The sequence below is a fragment of the Geomonas sp. RF6 genome (assembly GCF_021044625.1).
Classification (GTDB): Bacteria; Desulfobacterota; Desulfuromonadia; order Geobacterales; family Geobacteraceae; genus RF6.
The window spans coordinates 1,847,954-1,869,869 of sequence record NZ_CP087999.1 but is presented as its reverse complement, the minus strand read 5'-3'; the positions used below and the strand labels follow the sequence as shown (position 1 = coordinate 1,869,869).

Below are 21,916 nucleotides of genomic sequence, written 5' to 3'. Positions count from 1 at the left end.
CGTGGAAAGCGCCGCTCCCCTCCCGGTAATAATCCCGCTCATCATGGCGGCACTGATCGTCGTCCTCGAGAAGACGCCGGCAAAGCACCGGCTCCTCGATCTCCTGGCGATAGGGGTGGCGCTGGCGGTTTTTGCCCTCGACCTCTTTCTCCTTCATGCCTCCCTGCAGCGGACCCTCGTCTACTGGTTCGGGGGGTGGACCCCCGTGCACGGCTTCACCGTCGGGATCGCCTTTGTCATAGATCCTGCCGGCGCAGGGCTCGCCTCATTCGCCGCCTTTCTGACCGTCATGGGGCTTCTCTTCTCCTGGCACTATTTCAAGATCATCGGGACCTTCTACCACACCCTCATGCTCCTCTTCCTCGCCTCCATGGAGGGTTTCTGCCTCACCGGCGACCTTTTCAACATGTTCGTCTTTTTCGAGCTCATGGGTGTCGTCGCCTACGCCCTGACCGGATACAAGATAGAGGACACCGGCCCCCTGGAGGGGGCGCTGAACTTCGCCGTCATGAACAGCATCGGCGCCTTCCTCGTCCTCATGGGGATCGGGATCCTCTACGCGAGGACCGGCGCCCTGAACCTCGCACTCATCGGGAGCTCCGTTGCTCTCCACGGCGCCGACACGACGGTGCTGGTCGCCTTCATGCTGCTGGCGACCGGCTTCCTGGTGAAGGGGGCGATCGTCCCCTTCCACTTCTGGCTCCCCGATGCACATGCGGTCGCCCCCACCCCCGCGTCGGTCCTCTTCTCCGGGGTCATGGTAGAACTCGGCCTCTACGCGGTGGCGCGGATCTACTGGGCAGCCTTCAGCGACTCGGCACCTACCGATCTCCTGCGCACGCTCTTCCTCTCCATGGGGATCGCCACCGCGGTCGTCGGCGCCTCCCTCGCATTCCTGCAGCGCCACATGAAGCGGCTCCTCGCCTATTCCACCGTCAGCCACGCCGGGATCATGCTGGCGGGAATCGCCCTCCTCGACCGCTCCGCCCTTGCCGGAACCCTTCTTTATGTCATCGGGCACGGCTGCGTCAAGGGCGCGCTTTTCATCGGGACCGGGATCGTCCTGTACCACTGCGGCTCGGTAGACGAGGAGACGCTGCGCGGCAAATGCGGACGTGCAGCCCCTGTTGTACCGCTCCTCTACCTCGTCTGCGGCCTCGCCCTGGCCGGGCTCCCCCCCTTTGCCGGGTCTGCCGGTGAATCGGCCATAGGATCGGCCGCCGCATCGTACGGATGGAGCTTCGTCTCACCCCTTTTCACCGGGTGCGCCGCCCTGACCGGCGCCGCGGTTCTGCGCAGCGGCGGCAGCGTCTTCTACGGACTCGGCTCCGCGGACTTCCTCTCCGCCTCCGCCCCCTCGACGGGAGACTCGGAACTCCCGGAGGTGCTCGGCAAGGAGAAGAGGACGCCGGCGACGATGTGGGTCCCCCTCCTTCTTCTCGTCCTTTGCGCCCTGGCGGCCGGCGTGGTCCCCGGTGCAAGCCGCCTCGCCGGCGCGGCAGCGTGGCATCTCAGCGACACGGCCGGATACCGCGCCGCGGTCCTTCGGACCGGAACGATCCGCCCGATTCCGCCGCAGGGGACGATCTCCCCCGAATTCGCCACCGGAATAGCGGGTGCTTCACTCGCTGCAATACTCGCGGCCGCAGCCCTTTTCGGTATCCCGTGCGCGGCGCCCCTGAAAAAGGGGGCACAGAGGGTGCTCATGCCGGTGGCGCGGCTCCTGCGGCGGATTCACAGCGGCTACATCGGCGACTACATGACGTGGTTCATGATCGGCGCCGCGATCCTGCTCTCGCTGGCTGTGGCGCGCGTTAACCCTCCCTTTGCAGCAGCCTGCCGTGACGCTATCATTGCAGTAGCCCCCCAGTGTGAGAAAGCCATGCTTCTGCACGAAGTCGTCACCACCTCGAAAGAACTCTCCCGCACCGCCAGTCGCCTCGCAAAGATCGCGCTCCTCTCCGGCTGCATCGCCAGATTCGCCCCGGAGGAAGTCGCCGCAGGGATCAGCTACCTCTCGGGGATGTTGCGCCAGGGGCGCATCGGGGTCGGCTTTGCCAGAGTCTTCGCGGCGCGTGTCCCCCCCGCTCACCTCCCGACCCTCACCCTTCTGGAGGTCGATTCCGTCTTCAGCCGCGTCGCCGCCACCGTCGGCTCAGGATCCGCTGCGCGCCGGGCCGAGATCCTCCAGGCACTCCTTCGTCGTGCCACGGGGGAGGAGCAGGATTTCCTGGCCCGCCTGGTCGTCGGGGAGCTGCGTCAGGGGGCGCTGGAGGGGATCATGGCAGAGGCGGTGGCCAAAGCGGCGGATGTCCCGCCAGCGCTTCTGCGCCGGGCCGCCATGTTCGCCGGGGACCTTGCCACCGTCGCCGCAGCAGCACTGCGCGAAGGGAGGGGCGGGCTCGCCCGCTTCGACATCACGCTCTTCACGCCGGTCTCTCCGATGCTCGCCCAGCCTGCCGCCGACCTCGCCGATGCCCTCGGGCGGCTCGGGAAGGCATCCTTTGAATGGAAGCTCGACGGGGCGAGGATTCAGCTGCACAAGGAAGGGGAAGAAATCCGCATCTACAGCCGTAACCTGAACGAGGTGACTGCTGCGGTCCCGGAGCTGGTCGAATCGGCGCGGCGATTCCCCCCCCGCTCGCTCATCCTGGACGGCGAGGTCCTCGTCCTGCACCGGGACGGGTCGCCGTACCCCTTCCAGACGACGATGCGGCGCTTCGGGCGAAAGCTGGAGACGGAGGGGGCGCAAAAGCTCCACCCCCTCTCCCCCTTCTTTTTCGACTGCCTCTATCTCGACGGCGAAAGCCTGATAGACCGCCCGGAGGAGGAGCGCTTTTCACTCCTTCGAGAGGCACTCCCGGGGGAAGTGGTGATCCCGCGTCTCGTGACGGGGGAGCTGGGGGAGGCAGAGCGTTTTCTCTCCGATCTCCTGGAGCGCGGGCATGAGGGGGTGATGGCGAAGGCTCTCGATTCGCCGTACGAGGCGGGGCGCAGGGGGGCGGGATGGCTGAAGGTGAAGCCGGTGCAGACGCTCGACCTGGTCGTCCTGGCGGCGGAGTGGGGGCACGGGCGCCGGAGCGGTTTCCTGAGCAACCTGCACCTCGGGGCGCGCGACCCCGCGGGGGGCTTTGTCATGCTCGGCAAGACCTTCAAGGGGATGACCGACGCCATGCTCGCCTGGCAGACAAAGCACCTGCTCGAGCTGGAGGATTACCGCGACAGCTGGACCGTGTACGTCCGTCCCGAGCTCCTGGTGGAGGTCGCCTTCAGCGACATCCAGGCGAGCCCCCGCTACCCCGGGGGATTCGCCCTGCGCTTTGCGCGGGTGAAGCGTTATCGGCCGGACAAGTCCCCTCTCGAGGCGGATACAGTGGGCACGGTGCGCGAGCTGTACGAGGAGCAGGCGAAGGGGGGCACCCGGGAGGGGAGGGGATAGCAAGAGGTGCCTCTTCAGCGCCTGCCGAAGGTCCTGTGCAGCGCGCGGTTCATCTGTACCGCGGCGATGCCGAAGACGAGGTGGCTCACCACCGCTCCCGCAACCTGCGGCGCCCTTTGCTTCGTAATCGGTGGCATGAGCCCTGTCGCCGGGAGCCAGCCGAGATACCCCGCCCCCCACGTCACCAGCCCGAGGATGGTGCCGTCGAGCGGTACGTTCACCCTTTTCACCCGTCGCCGCATGAGGGCGTACAGAATCGTGAAGGTCGTACCGTAGCCGAGGCCAAGAAGCTGTGATACACGCTCCTTCGCCCCCGCCGAAAGTTTCCCCGCAGCCTTCTCGGGAAGGAGCGCCTGCGCCTTCTCCACCATGTATTCTCCCGGGTGCTGCCTGATCGGCGGCATCTGCGAAGGTGCGAGCTTCTGACCCGCCGTCTGCATCATCTGTATGAGGAAAGAGGCGGCGACTCCCGCCACGGCCGCGCAGCAGAGCCTCTTCCCCATCCTGTTCCGTCTCATTTCTCTACCTCCCTTTCCCGAACGAAAAAGCCGCCCATCGGGGTGCGATGGGCGGCTCGGAGATGTCGCCTGTTTCTTCGGCAGCCGGGCTATCATGTTACTCGCGTAACAGATCCACGAGCTTTGTGCCTTGAAATTGCTTTCAAGTTACCTTTTCGGAAACAGGCTGACTCTTATTGTATCGCCGTCCCGGATGATGTAAACACTATTTCTGCTATTTTTTGCGAGTCACTCTTCAGCCAGGACCGTGACGTCGAAAAGCACGGTCGCCGCGCCGGCGGGTACCTCCCGAGGGGGCTTCGCCGGAGGGTGCGGTATGGTGAGAAGGACGTCGCCGCCGTCACCGGGGCCGAAGTCGTAGCCGAACCCGGGGCGCCTGTCGCGCTGCGGAGGGGGGGGAGCGGTGCGGCTGCGCAGGAAAGCGTTCACCTCCCCGGCGGGAACAGCAATCACCCGGCGCTCGCCCGGCTCCATCCCCACGACCCCCTGCTCGAGCGTGGGCAGCATCCGCTCTCCGGGGACCACCCTCAGCCTGCCGTGCTCCCCCGGATCGAACGGCGTGCCGTCCTCGAGCCTGCAGGTGAAGCCTATGGTGACGGGACTCCCTTTTTCACATCCCATTCAGCTGCCTCCTTTCCCCTGGCTTTGCCGGACATTCTGTCATACTAGAAGGATAGAGGATTGGTGTGGGCAGTCAAGAATGCATTAGCGTTGTAAATCCGGTACTTATGGGAGGGGTGGTGCGCAGCGAAGTCGTGGAGAGCTGTTACGAGAAGTCGGTGGAGCTGCTGCGGCAAAACAGCACCCCCGACGGGGTCCTCGCCTCCAGCCGGAGCAGCAGGGCCCTCGGGAGGCACTACGCCAGCATCTTCGGCAGGGATGCCTCCATCTGCGCGATCGGGATGGCGGTCTCCGGGGACGGGGAGCTCGCCGACGCCGCCCGCGACGGACTTCTCGCACTCGGGCGGCACCAGGCGCCGAACGGGCAGATCCCCAAGTACGTGAAGCCGGAGATAGGCGAGGTGGATTTCTGGTATGCCGGGTGCATCGATGCCACCCTCTGGTGGCTGATTGCGATCTCTCTCCTGGACCGCTTCCACCCCGACGGCCGCCTCGCTATCGAACTCGCTCCCCGCATCACGCTGGCGCTGCGCTGGCTGCAGTGTCAGGAGCATCAGGTGTGGTACCTGCTGCAGCAAAACGAGGCGAGCGACTGGGCGGACATCATGCCCCGCTCCGGCTTCGTCCTGTACACGAACGCGCTGTGGTACTGGACCAAACGACTCTACGACCTTCCTGGCACCCGCGACACCCGTGAGTGGGGAAACCTCCTCTTCTGGCCCTTCGGGAATGTCGTTCCAGGCCAGCGCCGGGCGCGGCTCCTCATGCACTACATCCGCAACAAGAGCAGGCCGACCCCGTTCTATCTCAGCTTCGTCAATTTCTCCCAGTGGGGGGACGAGGTGGACATCTTCGGGAACCTCCTGGCCCACCTCACGGGCCTTGCCGACCCTTCCGCCGCGTGCCGCACGGTACGGGCGATTGTCTCCATGCAGGCGAGCCTGCCGTACCCCATCAGGGTGGTGGGGGAGCCGATCTCGCGGCAAAGCCCGATGTGGCGCCGCTACATGCAGCGGCACTGCCAGAACCTCCCGTGGCAGTACCACAACGGCGGCATCTGGCCTTTCGTCGGTGGCTTCTGGGTCATGCTCCTTGGGCGGATGGGGATGGAAAAGGAGGCGAGGCTCGAACTGGAAAAGCTCGCGCTGGCAAACCGGGTGAACGACTGGGAGTTCAACGAGTGGTTCCACGGAGAGAGCGGAGAGCCGATGGGGATGCCGGGGCAGTCGTGGAACGCCGCGCTCTTCATCATGGCCTACCACGCGCTGCTGCACAAGGTGAGGTACTTCCTGTAGGGGCGGTTCCTTGACACCCCATCGGCGCGGCTTTAAACTGAAAGAGGATGTACGGGTAATTGTCTGAAATAAAAGGAGAAAAAGATGAAGCGGAAAGCGCTTTTAGCGGCAGCAGTTTTTCTCTTCGCCGGGGTCTCCGGCTGCGCCCACAAGACGGAGGTGCAGTCCTCCACGGCGCTCCCGGCCGCTTTGGGAGAGGCACAGACTTCGCTCGACGACAACGGGAACACCCGCGTTCGCCTCGTTCTCAACCATGTGGCCCCTCCGCAGAATCTGCAACCGCCGAAAAACACATATGTCGTCTGGGTGGAGACACCGGACAAGCAGATGTACAACCTCGGGCAGTTGAAGATCGACGAGGATCGCAACGGCAAGCTCACCGGGATCACCCCCCTGAAGGTCTTCCGGCTGGTGGTGACGGCAGAGGACTACGGTACGGCGCAGACGCCGAGCTCGCAGGTGGTTCTTACCACCAAGCCGATCGAGGCTAAATAGCAGGCGCTGCCACAGTGCCGGTAACAGAAAAGCCCCGGGATACCGAGGCTTTTTCGTTGCACCTTCCTTCTTTTGTTGCTGTACGTTCCCCTCCTGGACCTTCCTTTTCAGCTACTTTACGATAATCACCTCGACAGGTCCCTCCTTGCGCAGGATGTTCACCGCGATGTCGCCGTTATAGCGCTTCAGCACTGCGTCGAGGGTGGAGTCTCCCACCCTGAGCCTCCTGATGCGCACCTCGTTCAAAAATGACGGGAGCACCGGATGGGCGAAACGCACCTGGTGTTTCTCGCCGTCGACGGTAAGCCCCATGCACCCCTGCAGGAGAAAATAGACAGACGCTGCCGCCCACGCCTGCGGTGCGCAGGCGACCGGGTAGAGGATCGGCGAGAAGTCCTCCCGCCGCTTGAAGCCGCAGAAAAGCTCCGGGAGCCGGTGGAGGTCCATCGCCAGAGAAGCGTCGAAGATCCCCTCGAAAACAGTCATCGCAGCCTCGCGGAAGCCGTACTGCGCGAGCCCCATGGCGATGAGGGCGTTGTCGTGGGGCCAGATCGACCCGTTGTGGTACGACATGGGGTTGTAGCGCTTTTCCGTGGTGGCGATGGTGCGCACCCCCCAGCCGGTGAAGAAGATGTCGGAGGTAAGCTGCGCGGCGATGAGATCGGCATGTTCGGGGGCCGCAATCCGCGACATGAGGCAGTGCCCGACGTTGGAGGATCGTACCCGGCAGGGGCGCTTTGCGCCGTCGAGGGCGAGGGCGTAGGAGGAGATGTCGTCGCACCAGAACGCCTCGCAGAATTTGCGGCGCAACGCATCCGCCTCTTCACGAAGCTGCGTCCCCCGCCCCCCTTCGCCGAGAGCCTCGGCAAGGACTGCCGCCGCCACCCGTGCCGCGTACACGTACCCCTGCACCTCGCACAGTGCTATCGGTGCGTCCGCGAGGGTGCCATCGGAGTGGAAGACGGAGTCGTTCGAATCCTTCCACCCCTGCTGCACCAGCCCCTGGTGCGAGTGCTTTGCGTACTCCACGAAGCCGTCACCGTCGGCATCGCCATAGAGGTCGATCCAGTCGAGCGCGCGCAAGACGTTGTTCCAGATCGTGGAGACGAACTCCCGGTCACCGGTGCACTTGAAATACGCTTCAGCGAGGATGATGAAGAGGGGGGTGGAATCGACGCTGCCGTAATAGCGCCCGAACGGTATCTCCCGAAGGGCCGCCATCTCTCCCATGCGCGTCTCGTGGACGATCTTCCCCGGCTCCTCGTCATTTTCCGGATCGAGGCGTTCGGCCTGGGTGGAGGCGAGGAAGGAGAGGACGCCGCGGGCTATCTCCGGATTGACCCAGAGCATCTCCAGGGCTGTTATGATCCCGTCCCTGCCGAAGGTGGTGCTGAACCAGGGGACCCCGGCGTAAGGATAGAGCCCTTGTTCCGTGCAGCTCGTCATCATGATCAGGTCGGCCTGGGAGCGTTCCAGGAGGAGATTGAAGTGATCGTTGTCGGTGGAGATCTCGCAGTAGTCGCTTCTGAGCTTCCTGCTCCCTGCGCGTGCCTCTTCCAGCGCCTCCTCATAGCCGCCGCTGAAGACTGCGCCGCCGTGGCGGTGGCAGGTGACGGTCAGGCTGAGGGTAAGGGATTCCTTCGGTTGCAGCGCGATCTGGTAGTGCGCCTCGCTGTTTTTCAGCCGCTTCGGTGCGGGCTTGAAGTTTATCTTCGTGGAACGCATGACGCCGTCGAGCCCGCCGTAGGAGAGAAGAACTGTGTCGTCGGAAACCTCGGCGGGGCGATAACTGCCACGCTCTTTCCGGTGGTTGCCGCGCACCTCGAAGATGTCGGCGAAGTCGGCGGCGAAGTGGAAGGTGAAAGGGATCTCCAGCGGGTCGAGGCTGAAGTTGGTGAAGCGCAGCTGCTCGAAGCAGCACCCCTTCCAGATGAACTTGGAGCGGTATATGTGCAGGGAGTCCCGGGGAATCTGCCGGTCCCCGGCGTAAAAGTCAGGGTTCATCAGATCGACCGCCAGAAACTCGTTCTGCTTGTTCACCGTGGAGCCGAGCTGCAGGGGGCGCTCACCGGCGAAGCGCAGCTCCATCTTGGAGAGGAAGCGGGTCCCCTCGTGGAAGATCCCCTGCTCGCCGAGGCCGATCGGCTGGATGTCGCCATGGCAATCGAAGATGGCAAAGGTCTCCCCTTCCTTCAGTACCCGGGTGCACTCCGCCGCACGGTCGGAAGTCGCCTGAATGCGATAGTCGTCTGTCTGAGTCACGTCGGTCACAGTACCCTCCGCGCGAGACCAGGAAGGGCTTACGCGAGCCTCTTCTGGTTGTCGATGACCTTCTGATAGAGGGCGAGATAGTCCTCTGCCATGCGCCGGGCGAGGAAGCGCGCCTCGAAGTATTCCCGGCAACTGCGTCTGCTGATTCCCTCCACCTTTCTGACTGCCTCGATCGCCTCCGCCTCGTCCCTTACCAGGAACCCCCCCACCCCGTTCCGCACCACCTCGGGAGCGGACCCGCGGGCAAAGACTATGGCCGGGGTGCCGCAGGCCATCGCCTCGATCATGACGAGTCCGAACGGTTCGTCCCAGTGCAGTGGCAGGAGAAGGGCGAGGGCGTTTCCCAGGAACTCCTGCTTCTCCCCCTCGCTGATCTCTCCGATGAACTCGATGTCCTTGCCGTCGATGAGCGGCCGGATCACGGTAGCGAAGTACTCTTTGTCCCACGGGTCGACCTTTGCGGCGATCTTCAGCCTGATGCCGCTCCCCCGGGCGATGGCGATGGCGCTGTCCAACCCCTTCTCCGGCGAGACGCGCCCGAGGAATGCGAGATAGGCGTCACCACGATCGTTCAACTGCAGGAGCCCGGGAGGGAGGCCGTGGTACACCGTTCCCTGCCAATTCGCGAAGGGAAGGGGGGCGCGCTGCGAGTCGGAGATCGACACCACCGGCACCTCCCGATATTCCTGATACAGCGGAAAGAGGTCGGCGAGGTCGAGGCGGCTGTGCAGGGTCGTCACGTTCGGGAAGCGGTACAGGCGGGTCAGCGGGTAGTGGAGGAACTCGATGTTGAAGTGCACCACGTCGAAGTCGGAGGCGACGCGGCAGACGCGCTGGGCCATGAGGAGGTGGTAGGCAGCGGGGTCGCGGTACGTCTTGTCGAGCCGCAGCCCCTGGGGGGAGCACGGTACAAGCCGCGCCGAGGTCCGGGAGTCACCGCTGGCAAAGAGGGTGACCTCATGTCCCTGGAGCACGAGCTCCTCCACGAGGTAGGCTACGATCCGTTCCGTTCCTCCATACAGTCGTGGCGGTACGCTTTCATAAAGCGGCGAAACAAGGGCGATTCTCATCGGTGCTTCATCTCCGTTACTAAGGAAAAGCTTAACATACTTCGACCCCGGCACCACAGAGGATGCCCCTCCCCAGGAGCAGTAGCGCCCCCTTTCCTGTCGCTCCCGGAGCGGTAAAAATAAAGGCGCCGCTACCTCCTTCGAGATAGGGCGCCTTTTGAACTCATCAGGGTGGAGTGTCCGGTACGTCCCGCAGCGGCACCGGAGAGCTTCCTTCTCTAGCGAGACTTCTTCTTCGATCCGCCTCCGCCGGAGGGGGAAGGATGCAGTTTTTCCTTCTCCTGCATACACTTCATGGCGATGTCGCGCAGCTGGTCGTCGCTTATGAAATCGCTGGTGCGCTTGAAGACCTTGCTCTCCTCCTCCTTCACATGGTGCTGAACGGATTCCTTGAATTCGGAGAGTGCTGACTGGAATTCATCATCGTCGTCGATAACGTCTTCCAGCTGTACCAGCAGCTCCTTCGCCTGGGAGTGCTCTTCAAGCGCATCCTGAACGAGATCCTTCAGCTCGTTGATCTTTTTCATCTGCGGGTAGAAGAACTTCTCCTCGAGCTGGCAGTGCTCGGTGAACTCTTCCTGCAGTGTGGAGAAGAGCTCCTCACGCTGATCCTCGGACCCCCCCTCCAGCTGGGACAAGAGCTGGTCGACCTCGCGGTGGTCCTTCTTCAGAAGTTCGAAAAGTTGCGGCTGCTTTTGCTGGGCCATGGCGCTTCCTCCTTTCGGGTCGGTTGGTGTGCCTGCTGGTCAGTGCGTCGCCTGACTTGCTGCCAGGGGATTCATCACGATCTTGATGCACCCCTCTTCCTTGTGGTCGAATATCCGGTAACCCATCGGTGCGTCCTCGAGGGGGAGACGATGGGTGATGATGAAGGTGGTGTCGATCGCCCCCCTTTCCACGAGCCTCATGAGGGGAGGGACGTACTTCTGCACGTGGGTCTGTCCGGTGCGCAGAGTGAGTCCCTTGGCGAAGACGGCCCCCATCGGCATCTTGTCCACAAAACCGCTGTACACCCCCGGGATGGAGATGGTCCCCCCCTTGCGGCATGCCTTGATGAGCTGGCGCAGCGCCATGGGGCGGTCGTTCTCGATCTTCAGCGTCTGCTTCACGTTGTCGTACGCCGCCTCGATACCGGTCCCCTGCGCCTCCATCCCGACCGCGTCGATGCAGGCGTCTGGCCCGCGCCCCCCGGTCATGTTGTGCAACGTTTCCACCACGTCCGTCTCTTCGTAGTTGATGACCTCCGCCTGGCACTCGCGCGCGGCGAGCTCCAGGCGTTTCGGGAACCTGTCGATACCGACGACCTTGTGCGCCCCGAGAAGTCGCGCGCTCTTCAGCGCCAGGAGCCCGACGGGGCCGCACCCCCATACCGCAACGGTGTCCCCTTCCCTGATGCCGCACTGCTCGGCGGCCTGATAGGCGGTGGGGAAGATGTCGGTGAGAAAGATGACCTGTTCCCAGTCCAGCTGGTCCGGGATCTTCTTCAGCCCCACGTCGGCGAAGGGAACCCGCACGTACTCCGCCTGCCCGCCGGAATACCCGCCGTACAGGTGGGAGTAGCCGAAGATCCCTGCTCCCGTGTCGCCGTACATCTTTTCCATGGCCCAGGAGTTGGGGTTTGAGTTGTCGCAGAGGGAGTACATCTCCTGCTTGCAATACCAGCAGTCGCCGCAGGCGATGGGGAAGGGGACCACCACGCGGTCCCCGCGGGCGACGCCGGAGACCCCGCTGCCGATCTCGACTACCTCGCCCACGAATTCGTGTCCGAGGATGTCGCCGTCCTTCATCGACGGGATGTACCCGTTGTACAGGTGGAGGTCGGAGCCGCAGATGCAGGTGAGGGCCACCCGGACGATGGCGTCGCGAGGGTTGAGGATCTGCGGATCGGGCACTGTATCTACTTGGATGTTATGTTTTCCGTGCCAGCAAACTGCTCTCATCGATCTCTCCTTCCAGCCCCGCGCCTACATCGCCCACGACTCGGCGGTCGCTGTCACCCCGGTCTCCAGGATCTGTTTCAGGCGCTTCAGGTCCTGCTCCAGTTGCACGGCGTTCACCGTTTGCAGGAAGCGTGCTGCCGCCTTGCCGACTGCGCCACCCGGAGGGGTGTAGCTGATCAGCACGTGGACCTCCGTCCCGCGGTTCCCCGGAGCCTCCTCGAAGCGCACCGTCCCCTCGTTCGCGACGTCCGCCTCGCCGATCGACTGCCAGCTGATCTTTTGCCCGGGGATGTCCTGCACGATCTCGGCGTCCCACTCAACGGAGAGGCCGCCCGCCCCTACCGCCTTCCAGTGGGAGATCACCGGTCCCCGTACCTGTACCGACTCGAGATGGTTCATGAACTTCGGCAGGTTCTCCAGGTCGCGCCAGAAGTCGTACACCTGCTGCGGCGTCCGGTTTATGGTCACCACCTTTTCAAGGCGTATCGGGGTCTGCACGTCGCGTGCAGTGTTTACCCCCATCTTCTGGTACATGTTGCAGTGGCCGCTTTTCCCGCGGTTGTAGAACATTCCGCCGCTGGCGAGCATGAGGAGCCCCGAGAGGATATTCCCCTGGGTCAGTTTTTTCACCCCTGTTATAGCGAGGGCGGCGCCACCTATCATCGACGCCTTCCGCTCTTTGCTGCCGACGTTGATCTGTCGTCCTTTGCTGTCTTCTTCGAACGAGCTGCCGTACCGTGTCACCATTATTTACTTCCTCCTTATGGGGTAAAAGTCTCTTCACCGTAACAAAACGTTAACATTGTGGGGCGCATTTGCAATGGCGGGAGGTGCTTCTAAGGAGTTGAAAGATGGTGGCTTTTTTGTTGGGACGACGTCCTGTTTCAACACCCTCTGCGGTGTCTGTGCAGCCGGACGGGTGGCGGTGAAAGGACCGCCGGGGGGAGAGGGAAAACCATCTCCCCCCGGCGGCGGCTGGGGTCTGCGAACCGCTCCTACAGCGCCTGCATGAAGGCCACGAGGTTTGCCTTCTCCTGTGCGGTAAGCTTCAGACAGAGGACGAGATTGAAGAACTCCACGGTGTCCTCCAGAGTAAAGCAGCGACCGTCGTGCAGATACGGCGGGCTGTCCTTGATCCCCCTGAGGGTGAAGGTCTTGATCGGGCCGTCCGGCGGGTCTTTCAGGAAGCGCTCCAGCTGCAGGTCGTGCATCTGGTGGTCGAGATAGAAGGGGGGGGTGTGGCACGCGGCGCATTTTCCCTTGCCGAAGAAGAGGTCTTCACCGGCGATCTCGCTCTGGGTCGCTTTCGTGCGGTCGAGGCGCCCCATCGGATCGAGCTTCGGCGCGGGGGGGACGTCGAACATGTTCTGCATCTGTGCCATGTGGGCCACGTTGAGGCGCGGCATCTCCACCATCCCCTTTTTCGCGGCATGGATCTGGTCGCCGTTGAAGTAGGCGGTACGCTGCTCGAACTCGGTGAAGTCCTCGACGGAGCGCAGGCTTCTCTTGGAGGCATGCACCTGCTGGTTGTACATGCCCCGAAGGCTCGTCGTGTCGAGTCGGAAGCGACGCTCCTGCGGGCGAATGTCGGGGCTCAGGTGGAACTGCGCGGTGGTGTGGCCGTTAATGTGGCAGTCGAGACAGGCAACGCCGAGGCTCGGGGCGACGGTCTTGCGGTCGTCGGTGGCATTGAACTCTTCCTGCGGGATGGGGGTGAGGAGCATGCGCAGGCCGTCGAGCTGGACCGGCGTGAGGATGTCCTTGAAGAGGCGCTCGAAGTTGTTTATAGAGACGACCTCGCCGCGGGAGACGTCACCGAGCTCCGGCCGGTTCTGAAGGAAGATCGCCGGCGGGAACTCCGGAATGAAGGCGTCGGGAAGGTCGAAGTCCACATCGAAACGCTGCAGACGCGGGAACATGTCGATCTGGATCTGGGGGAATACCTGCCCGCCGGTCACCTGCTTCGGATGCGGGAGCGGAGGGTAGGGAAAGAGGTTCCCCCCCTTGATATCCTCAGGCTTCATGTCGCCCAGTTTCTCCCAGGTCACTCCGCGCAGCCGCGCAGTGGGGCCGACCGCAACCGGTTTCCCCCTGGACATCTTCACCGTGGTGGAGAGCTTGGGGGTAAGGATATACCTGCTCGACAGGAGCGCGCGCTGGTCATCCATGACCTTTCCCTTTGCCGCCACGTCAGCCTTGTAGACTTCCTCGAACGTCATCATCGGCTGTTTCGCGTTGAGCGGGTCGCGATAGAAGTCGAAGCCGGTGATCTTCCCCCCCTCGGGTTGATTGTTGATAGCATCGGATGCAGGCTGTGCCTTCGTCGCCTTGTAGACGTCGGAGAGGTCGTGATCGGTCTTTTGCTGCTCCGGCCGGGTGCGCTTCACGTCCTTCGGGGTCTGGGCGTCCAGAACGGCATCCTGCGGCGCCTTGGCGGTCTGCGTCCAGGAAGGGGAGGAAACCAGTGCGAGACCAGTGACAACAACGAGTGAGACGACAGCAAATCGTGTAGTCGCTTTCATCTGGCAAGCTCCTTTTGTGACGGTTGGTGAGAAAGATTAAATTTAGCTAATTCTGTCACAGGTGGGGGCGAAGTCAATGCACTATCCAAGCCGAAGGCGTGGCGGAAAAGGAGACAAATGGAAGAGGTGTGAGGGCTTCGGAGTACGTCATAGAAAGGTCACGGGAGAGTAGGCAGGAAGTTAGGGGAGGGGAAAGTCGGGGTGAGGTCTTGGCTGCAAGGAAAAGAAAAAGGGCACGGCGTAAAACCGTACCCTTTCCTGGTGGCGCGCTCGGAGAGATTCGAACTCCCGACCTACGGATTCGTAGTCCGTTGCTCTATCCAGCTGAGCTACGAGCGCAATCTGTATTATGCCGGCTGGTACCCGACGAGGGTGAAGCCGTACTGCGGATGCTGGAACGCATGGGTGGTGGGGAAGTTCGCGAAGAGCCACCCCTTGAAGATCTCTCTCCCCCCTTCCTCGATCCGGATCTGCACCGCAGGATTCTTCGGGTCGTTGGAGCGGGAGGTGAGGGCGGTCCCTTCCATGACGAAGTGCGGGAGGAAATCACCCACCTTGAGGAGCAGACCGGAGTTGGGAATGGGGAACTCGGAGTTCACCGGGACCGAGTAGACCGACTGCTTGCCGCTGTTCTTGTCGATAACGGCGATCTTTACGGCCTTCCACTTTCCCTTCACGTTTTCCGGAACAACGACCTGCGATTCCTTCTTCGCCTGCTGGGACTTCGGTGCTGCCTGGTTCTTCTCTTCCTTCTGGGTGCATCCGACAAACGCAATAAGCGCAAGTAGCGGCAAAAAGAGGAGTCTCATACGTCGCGTCACTCGATGCCTCCATTGCGGATACTGCTACTTCTTTGCCAGGCACAAAAGGGTGGCGGAGAGAAAGGGATTCGAACCCTTGATACCGGTTTCCCAGTATACTCGCTTAGCAGGCGAGCGCCTTCGACCTACTCGGCCATCTCTCCATTTACTCTTATATTCTATTGGCGGAGGAAGTAGGATTCGAACCCACGGAACTTTCGTTCAACGGTTTTCAAGACCGCCGCCTTCAACCACTCGGCCATTCCTCCAGAGCTTAGCTGATACGTTCCAGGCCGCCCATGTAGGGCCTGAGCACTTCGGGAATCAGTACGGAGCCATCGGCCTGCTGGTAGTTCTCCAGCACCGCCACGACCGTTCGTCCTACTGCCAGACCGGATCCGTTCAGTGTGTGAACAAATTCCGGCTTTCCCTTCTCCTCACGCCTGAACTTGATCCCGGCGCGTCGTGCCTGGAAGTCCTCAAAGCAGCTGCATGAGGAGATTTCCCGGTAGCAATTCTGTCCCGGCAGCCAGACCTCGATGTCGTACGTCTTGGCGGCAGAGAATCCGAGGTCGCCGGTGCAAAGCTCAACCACCCGGTAGTGGATCCCAAGCCGGCGCAAGACCTCCTCGGCGTTCGCCAGGAGCTTCTGCAACTCGTCGTATGATGTCTCGGGAGTAGTGAACTTGACCAGCTCGACCTTGTTGAACTGGTGCTGCCTGATCAGCCCCCGCGTGTCCTTTCCGTAGGACCCGGCTTCTTTCCTGAAGCAGGGGGTGTAGGCTGCGTAGTAGATCGGCAGATCCGTCCCCTTCAGTATATCGCTGCGGTGGACGTTGGTGATCGGCACCTCTGCGGTCGGGATCAGGAAGTAGTCAACCCCTTCCAGGTGGAACAGGTCCTCCTCGAACTTCGGGAGCTGCCCGGTCCCGGTCATGCTTTCCCTGTTTACCATAAAGGGTGGGAGCATTTCAATATAATTATGCTCTTGCGTGTGCAGGTCGAGCATAAAATTAATGAGAGCCCTTTCCAGGCGCGCGCCGGCGCCGCGGTAAAGGGTGAAACGTGCACCGGTGAGCTTCGTGCCGGTCTCGAAGTCGAGAATACCGAGCCCTTCGCCGATGTCCCAGTGCGCCTTCGCTTCGAAACCGAATTCCGGGGGGGCTCCCCAGGTGCGGTACGTCACGTTGTCGTTCTCGGAGGAGCCGACGGGAACGGAAGGGTGCGGCATGTTCGGAACGCTCAAAAGGAAGAGCTGGAGCTCCTCGTCCACCACGCGCAAAGATTCGTCGATCGACTTGATCTTCTGCGAAACCTCGCGCATCTCCGCCATCTGCCCCTGCGCCTGGCTCTTGTCCTTCAGGCGGCTGATCTCCTCGGAGACCTTGTTGCGCAGCGCCTTCAGAGTCTCGCTCTGCTGCAGGAGTTCACGGCGACGCCCGTCCAGTTCCCTGAAAAGAGCGAGGGAAACGCCAGGGCCTCTGCTTCCGAGTCTTGCCTCAACGGCATCCAGATTTTCGCGTAGGTACTTTGCGTCGAGCATTGGTGCGCCTTTACATAGCGTTGACGAAAGCTATACTCTTTAGCACCCGACAGGGGATTAGTCAAATCCTTTTGCGAATTTTTTTGTCCCCTTTAGTGTGGAGGAAGCCATGAGACTCTTTGTCGCAGCGGACCTGCCCGAATGTGCGAAGGAAGCGATCGCCGAGCTGCGCTTTGAGCTCCCGGCGGCGCGCTGGGTGCCGGTGGAACAGCTCCACCTGACGCTGCGTTTCATAGGTGAGGTGGACCCGGCGACGTTCCAGTTGATCAGGAAGGCGCTCGCGGCGGTCCCGGTCGAGGGGTTCTCCCTCACGCTGCGCGGTGTCGGCCACTTTCCACCGGGGAAACATCCGCGGGTCCTGTGGGTAGGAATGGACCCGTCTCCGCCGCTGATCCGGATGCAGCAGCACATCGAGGGGACCATGAGGGAGCTGGGGATCCCCGGTGAAGAGCGGCGCTTCTCCCCCCACATCACTCTCGCCCGCCTGCAGGATGCGCCAGTCTCTGCGGTGAACGCCTTCGAGGCGAGGCACCAGGCTTTTGCCTGCCCTCCGTTCGAGGTGCGCGAGTTCCACCTCTACTCCAGCGTCCTCAGCGGGAAAGGGGCGACCCACCGCCGGGAGGCCACCTACCACCACAAGGGGGCGTGAGCGCCCCTACACGAAATCCTCTTTCCGCAAAAACTCCAGCAGCAGCCGGTTCACCTCTTCCGCATGGGTCCAGTTCAGTCCGTGGGGACCGCCGTTCACCACCTCCAGGCGGCTCCCCTGAATTGCATCGTGGGTCCGTTTCCCCGTCACGCCAAGGGGGAGGATACGGTCGGCGTCACCGTGCAGCACCAGTGTCGGTATTTCCACACGTTTCAGATCCTCCCTGAAGTCGGTCAGCCACGCCTGCACGCAATCGAGCGTTCCCTTCGGCGAGGCGGCCGCGGCTATGTTCCAGCTCAGCCTGAGCACTTCCTCGCTCACCTTCTTCCCGTTCAGCTGATCGAAGTTGTAGAAATCCTGGAGAAATTCCGAAAGAAAGGCCGGCCGGTCCGTTTCCACACCTCTTTTAATACCCTCGAAAACAGTGCCGTCGACCCCTGCGGGATTTTCCGCCGTCTTTAGCAGGTAGGGGGTGACGGCGGCCATGAAAACCGCCTTCTCCACCCGCTCTCCCCCATGCACCCCGAGGTAGCGGGCTACCTCTCCCCCTCCCATGGAAAACCCCACGAGGATGGCGTCGCGCAGGTCGAGCCTGGAGAGGAGCTTGTGCAGGTCCTCGGAGAGGGTGAAGTAGTCGTACCCCGTGCTCGGCTTGCTCGACCTGCCGAACCCCCTGCGGTCGTAGGTAATGACGCGGTAGCCGGCATTGAGGAGGACCGGAACCTGCTTCTCCCACGAGGCGCTGCTAAGGGGCCAGCCGTGAATCAGCACCACGGGCTGCCCCGTGCCGTGGTCCTCATAGTAGAGGTTGATGTCGCAGGAATTTTCCTTTCCCACGGTGAAATAGTTCATGGCGCTTCTCCTTCGGTCTTGGCGGATCTTGAAAGGAAAGAGTCCGTGCCCGGCGCTCGGCGGCTGCTGCACGTCCTTTGATAAGTCGAAAGGGGAAAGGTCAAGGAGGCGGAACTGTCCTGATAACCTTCCGGTATACAAAAGGAAGTGTAATCTGAAACTTTCCCTATTCAATGAGGGAATGGTGAGACGGGAAAATGGTGCGGGAACGTCCCTGCCGCACAGGGTTCGGTCGCGCCGGTTATCTCGCGTAAAAGGGAGGGGAGGGGCTTGGGCGTGTCGACGTCGGTGTGGCAGAAGGGGCGCTTACGGTGCGCCGTGAGAGCCGGTCCCCTTCTGCACTTTCGCGTGCGACTTCGCGTAGTGCTGTGCGAGCACCGCGCAGACCATGAGCTGGATCTGGTGGAAAAGCATGAGAGGGAGGACGATGCTGCCGACGGCATGTCCGGTGAAGAGGACCTTCGCGATGGGGACACCGCTGGCGAGGCTCTTTTTCGAACCGCAGAAGACGATGCTGATGCGGTCCTCGCGGCAGAAGTGGAAGAGCCTGCCGCAGAGGGTGGTGATCAGCAGGAGGAGCCCGAGGAGAATGCAGCAGACCACGAAGAGCCCCGCGAGGTCCAACGGGGCGATCTGGCGCCAGAGCCCTTCATTTACCGCCTCGCTAAAGGCGGTGTAGACCACGAGGAGGATGGAGCCCTGGTCGACCGGCCGCAGCAGCGCCTTGTGCCTGTCCACCCACCCACCTATCCAGCGCCTCGACAGGTGCCCCGCCATGAACGGGATGAGGAGTTGCTGCACGATGCGCAAGACTGAAGCGGCCGAAGGATCGGGGGCATTCCCTCCCTGTGTCACGAAGAGGCCGACCAGGACCGGTGTGAGGAAGATCCCCAGGATATTCGAGGCGGAGGCGCCGCAGATCGAGGCAGGGACATTTCCTCCCGCCATGGAGGTGAAGGCGATGGAGGACTGCACAGTGGACGGGAGCATGCAGAGAAAGAGGATTCCGACGTACAGCTCGCTGGTCACCAGGGGGGAGAGGATGGGGCGCAGCGCGAGTCCGAGGAGTGGGAAGAGAACAAAAGTGCAGCAGAGGGTGACGAGGTGGAGGCGCCAGTGGGTGGCCCCCGCGACGATCGCCTCCCTTGATAGCTTCGCGCCGTGCAGGAAGAAAAGGAGCCCGATGGCGAAGTGCGTCAGGGCCTCGAATAGTGCGGCACCCTCCCCGTGGCACGGAAAGAAGGTCGCGGCGATGACGGTGATCACGAGGGCGATCGTGAAAATGTCGGGGAGGAACAAGCTCTTTTTTTTCTTCATAATTCTTCCGGAACAGCAGGAGACGGAGGTGGCAGGCGGCAAGGGGACGGATCATAACACAGCAGGGTGTTTTTGGCGACAGCTGTGGAGGTGCGGGTTGCCCTTGCGACTTTTCCAAGTCATCGGTCCATGTAGGCCGGAATAAGCGCAGCGTTTCCGGCAAAATGGCGGCATTGCGGGAGCAGTCTGCCGGGAACGCCTGCGGCTTATCCCGGCCTACATGAATACAGGCAGCATTCTGCTAAAGTCGGCAGGCGATGGTGACGATAGTGCAGAGTGGTATATCTCACATTCTCTTGAGTCAGCTAAAGCGCAACTACAGTACCCTCATGCCAATCCGCCCACGGAAAATCAGTCTTCTCGCCATCTGCCTGGTCATCTCCATTGCAGTCCATTCGCTCGCACTGTGCGCCGTAAGAATGCTCGGAAGCTACGACTTTGGCGCCCCAGTCGGTGAGAGTGCCGTACTGGTCGACCTCGTGGGGAGCAGTATCGCTGCTAAAGAGGTGGACCCGGCAGACTCCGTTTCAGACGACGGGGAAACTCCGGCTGTGGTCGATCGCACCGCCACCGCGGACGATGCGAGGGCGACCGAGGCAAAGGCGGTCGAAAGCCATGAAGCTGCGGCTAGTCCCGAGGTAGCTGAAGGAGCACCGTCGGAGGAAGAGCCGGTAGAGCCGCCCCCCCCGACGCCTCCAGGCACAGGGGGGAACGAGCCTCATGCTCTGGCTGAAGCGCCAAAGCCGCCTGCTCCCGCCGCTTCGGAGGTCACTACAGCGGAGGCATCCGCCGCCAGGCCGGCAGCCGCCCCGCCTTCCATCACCAAATCCGCCTTTCCAGCTGCCAGGGAGGAAAAGCTCACCTACCTGATATCAATGCTGGGATTGCCCATAGGAAAGGCGGAGCTGGAGGCGAAAAACAACGGGAGAGGGACCACCCTCACCCTGAGGGTCAGGTCGAATCCGGCGATGTCCGGCGTTTATCCTGTGGATGATCTGGTGGAGACGCAGCAGGTTGACGGCAGATACCTGATGACGAGGGTCCAGCAACGAGAGGGAAACTTCAGGAGCGACGAAGGCTTCAGCATCAACATTCCGCAAAGAAGCGTCTCCTGGAGCGACAACATCAACTATCGCAACAAGAAGATGACGGTACCGACCGAGGATGTGCTCGATACCCTTTCGGGGATCTACTCCCTTCGAAATCGCGCGCTCCAGGTCGGGAAAACGGAGACTCTGCACATCTTCGACAGCGAGACGTACGCTGAGGTCCCGGTCGAGGTCCTGCGCAGGGAGGAAATGCGGCTGCCGAACCTCTCCAAAGTGGACGCCCTGGTAGTGCGCCCCCTGCAAAAGAGCGCCGGTATCTTCCGGCGTACCGGCGACATCCTCATCTGGATGACGGATGACGCGAAGAAGGTGCCGGTAAAAATCGTGACGACTATCGCACTTGGCAGGGTGACGGCCGAGCTGGTCTCAGCCGAGACACACTCTCATGATGGAGAAGCGAAAGGAAAGGTCGACTGATCCTTCGGTAGAGGCGCCGCCTTCGCCCCTCCGAACCTTTTGCCGCTGCAGCGCATCCCCCTCTGGCAATCACTTGTTTTGCGGCTGCATCTTCAGTGTTCTTATCTTCTTGCTGAGGGCGGACCTTAGCACCTCCAGGTCGGCCATCAGGCTTTCACTCTGCTCCTTGTCCAGATTTCCAAGGTGCAGTAGATCGATTCTCTGGGTAAACCTCCGGACGAAATTTACATCGACCCCTTGCACGCTCCTTGTGCGCGACCTCGCTTTGAAGTGCCCGTCGGAGGCGCCGCGTACCTTGAACCTCTTGTAGAGTGCTTTCATCTTCGAGTGGGTCGCCTGTTTTGATATCTCCAGCAGGATCTTTCGGGAAGCCTTCGGGTTGCTGCGACAGTCGTCCCTGATTTCTTCCGGAAGCTTCACCAGTGAAAGAATCTCGCTGATGGTCGATTCCGCTTTCCCGAGGGCCCTGGAGAGGTCGCTCAATCTGTAATTGTGCGCCTCCTTCAGTTTTGCAATTGCTTCAGCCTCCTCAACAGCGGTTAGATCCTCGCGCAGCAGATTCTCGACTATCGCCACTTCAGCCGGGTCACCGTCGGTGATGATGGCGGGAATGGTGGTGAGCCCCGCCTTCAGCGCAGCCTGGAACCGCCTCTCCCCCGAGACGAGCACAAAACCTCCTTCCGCGGCGCGACGCACAAGAACCGGTTGCAGGACTCCATGCTTTTCTATCGACGTCTTCAGCTCCTGGAGCGCCTCTTCGTCGATGTACTTCCGCGGCTGGTTTTTGTCGACGCGCAGCTCGGAGAGGCTAAGCTCGTACAGCTTCCCTTTGAGAAACCTCTTCTGTTGAGTCATGACGCCTCCTCTTACGCAAGAATAAGCACCGCCCTCCGCGCACCCAACGGTCAATTTTATCTAATTATGAGAAGAGGGAAAGGAGACTTTAGCGAGTGTGCAGGGGGGTGGGGGGGGGCGTACACTGCCATGTCTCGTGGGGCGGAATAAGCGGTAGCGTTGCCGGCAATCGCTCCGCCTCGCTGCGTCTGTGGTGGACTGCC

18 protein-coding genes, 3 tRNA genes and 1 riboswitch are annotated in these 21,916 nt (G+C 62.0%); of the genes, 5 read left to right on the top strand and 16 right to left on the bottom strand.

Annotated features, from left to right (window positions below; all coding sequences use genetic code 11):
- Window position 1 precedes the first annotated feature (1 nt).
- Window positions 2-3,439: an ATP-dependent DNA ligase gene (locus LPW11_RS08015; protein ID WP_230997600.1), complete on the top strand. Its 3,438-nt coding sequence runs from the start codon at window positions 2-4 to the stop codon at window positions 3,437-3,439.
- Between the two features lie 14 nt (window positions 3,440-3,453).
- On the opposite strand, the gene LPW11_RS08010 is transcribed toward LPW11_RS08015, so the two are convergent.
- Complete coding sequence (locus LPW11_RS08010; protein WP_230997599.1) at window positions 3,454-3,957, bottom strand: hypothetical protein; 504 nt, start codon at window positions 3,955-3,957, stop codon at window positions 3,454-3,456.
- Between the two features lie 76 nt (window positions 3,958-4,033).
- Window positions 4,034-4,119: riboswitch (cyclic di-GMP riboswitch) on the bottom strand.
- A 66-nt stretch (window positions 4,120-4,185) separates the two neighbouring features.
- Window positions 4,186-4,578 carry an FKBP-type peptidyl-prolyl cis-trans isomerase gene (locus LPW11_RS08005; RefSeq protein WP_230997598.1) on the bottom strand — a complete coding sequence of 131 codons (393 nt, stop codon included), beginning with the start codon at window positions 4,576-4,578 and terminating at the stop codon, window positions 4,186-4,188.
- 65 nt (window positions 4,579-4,643) lie between these two features.
- Between LPW11_RS08005 and LPW11_RS08000 the strand changes: the two genes are divergently transcribed.
- Together LPW11_RS08000 and LPW11_RS07995 are read left to right on the top strand one after the other, a co-directional pair.
- Window positions 4,644-5,873: an amylo-alpha-1,6-glucosidase gene (locus LPW11_RS08000; RefSeq protein ID WP_230997597.1), complete on the top strand. Its 1,230-nt coding sequence runs from the start codon at window positions 4,644-4,646 to the stop codon at window positions 5,871-5,873.
- 84 nt (window positions 5,874-5,957) lie between these two features.
- Complete coding sequence (locus tag LPW11_RS07995) at window positions 5,958-6,368, top strand: hypothetical protein (protein ID WP_230997596.1); 411 nt, start codon at window positions 5,958-5,960, stop codon at window positions 6,366-6,368.
- Between the two features lie 111 nt (window positions 6,369-6,479).
- Here LPW11_RS07995 and LPW11_RS07990 read toward each other — a convergent pair whose 3' ends face one another.
- The 11 genes from LPW11_RS07990 to serS form a co-directional block, all read right to left on the bottom strand.
- Complete coding sequence (locus LPW11_RS07990; protein ID WP_230997595.1) at window positions 6,480-8,639, bottom strand: amylo-alpha-1,6-glucosidase; 2,160 nt, start codon at window positions 8,637-8,639, stop codon at window positions 6,480-6,482.
- Between the two features lie 29 nt (window positions 8,640-8,668).
- The gene (locus LPW11_RS07985; protein ID WP_230997594.1) at window positions 8,669-9,709 is read right to left on the bottom strand and encodes a glycosyltransferase family 4 protein; all 1,041 of its coding nucleotides are present in this window, start codon (window positions 9,707-9,709) and stop codon (window positions 8,669-8,671) included.
- A gap of 218 nt (window positions 9,710-9,927) precedes the next feature.
- Window positions 9,928-10,416 (bottom strand): hemerythrin domain-containing protein, encoded by a 489-nt coding sequence (locus LPW11_RS07980; RefSeq protein WP_230997593.1) that lies wholly within the window; start codon window positions 10,414-10,416, stop codon window positions 9,928-9,930.
- Window positions 10,417-10,455: 39 nt separating this feature from the next.
- Window positions 10,456-11,649 (bottom strand): zinc-dependent alcohol dehydrogenase, encoded by a 1,194-nt coding sequence (locus tag LPW11_RS07975; RefSeq protein ID WP_230997592.1) that lies wholly within the window; start codon window positions 11,647-11,649, stop codon window positions 10,456-10,458.
- 24 nt (window positions 11,650-11,673) lie between these two features.
- Window positions 11,674-12,396 carry an SRPBCC family protein gene (locus LPW11_RS07970; protein ID WP_230997591.1) on the bottom strand — a complete coding sequence of 241 codons (723 nt, stop codon included), beginning with the start codon at window positions 12,394-12,396 and terminating at the stop codon, window positions 11,674-11,676.
- Between the two features lie 248 nt (window positions 12,397-12,644).
- Window positions 12,645-14,171, bottom strand: coding sequence for a cytochrome B6 (locus tag LPW11_RS07965; protein WP_230997590.1), 1,527 nt, complete (start codon window positions 14,169-14,171; stop codon window positions 12,645-12,647).
- 262 nt (window positions 14,172-14,433) lie between these two features.
- Window positions 14,434-14,510, bottom strand: a tRNA-Arg gene (locus LPW11_RS07960).
- Between the two features lie 8 nt (window positions 14,511-14,518).
- Window positions 14,519-14,992, bottom strand: a complete 474-nt coding sequence (locus tag LPW11_RS07955; protein WP_230997589.1) for a DUF2155 domain-containing protein — start codon at window positions 14,990-14,992, stop codon at window positions 14,519-14,521.
- Between the two features lie 50 nt (window positions 14,993-15,042).
- Window positions 15,043-15,135: transfer RNA gene (locus LPW11_RS07950), tRNA-Ser, on the bottom strand.
- Window positions 15,136-15,154: 19 nt separating this feature from the next.
- Window positions 15,155-15,240, bottom strand: a tRNA-Ser gene (locus tag LPW11_RS07945).
- Window positions 15,241-15,245: 5 nt separating this feature from the next.
- A complete protein-coding gene (gene serS, locus LPW11_RS07940; protein WP_230997588.1) occupies window positions 15,246-16,514 on the bottom strand; it encodes a serine--tRNA ligase in 1,269 nt (422 codons plus the stop codon).
- Window positions 16,515-16,623: 109 nt separating this feature from the next.
- Here serS and thpR point away from each other — a divergent pair, with 109 nt between their 5' ends.
- Window positions 16,624-17,163, top strand: a complete 540-nt coding sequence (gene thpR, locus LPW11_RS07935; RefSeq protein WP_230997587.1) for an RNA 2',3'-cyclic phosphodiesterase — start codon at window positions 16,624-16,626, stop codon at window positions 17,161-17,163.
- A gap of 6 nt (window positions 17,164-17,169) precedes the next feature.
- On the opposite strand, the gene LPW11_RS07930 is transcribed toward thpR, so the two are convergent.
- Complete coding sequence (locus LPW11_RS07930; protein ID WP_230997586.1) at window positions 17,170-18,015, bottom strand: alpha/beta fold hydrolase; 846 nt, start codon at window positions 18,013-18,015, stop codon at window positions 17,170-17,172.
- A gap of 306 nt (window positions 18,016-18,321) precedes the next feature.
- Entirely contained in the window at window positions 18,322-19,332 is a 1,011-nt protein-coding gene (locus LPW11_RS07925) for a bile acid:sodium symporter family protein (RefSeq protein ID WP_230997585.1), read from the bottom strand.
- 329 nt (window positions 19,333-19,661) lie between these two features.
- Here LPW11_RS07925 and LPW11_RS07920 point away from each other — a divergent pair, with 329 nt between their 5' ends.
- Entirely contained in the window at window positions 19,662-20,858 is a 1,197-nt protein-coding gene (locus LPW11_RS07920; protein ID WP_230997584.1) for a DUF3108 domain-containing protein, read from the top strand.
- A gap of 69 nt (window positions 20,859-20,927) precedes the next feature.
- Here the strand turns inward: LPW11_RS07920 and LPW11_RS07915 are convergent, their stop codons facing one another.
- Entirely contained in the window at window positions 20,928-21,713 is a 786-nt protein-coding gene (locus tag LPW11_RS07915; protein WP_230997583.1) for a ParB/RepB/Spo0J family partition protein, read from the bottom strand.
- Window positions 21,714-21,916 lie beyond the last annotated feature (203 nt).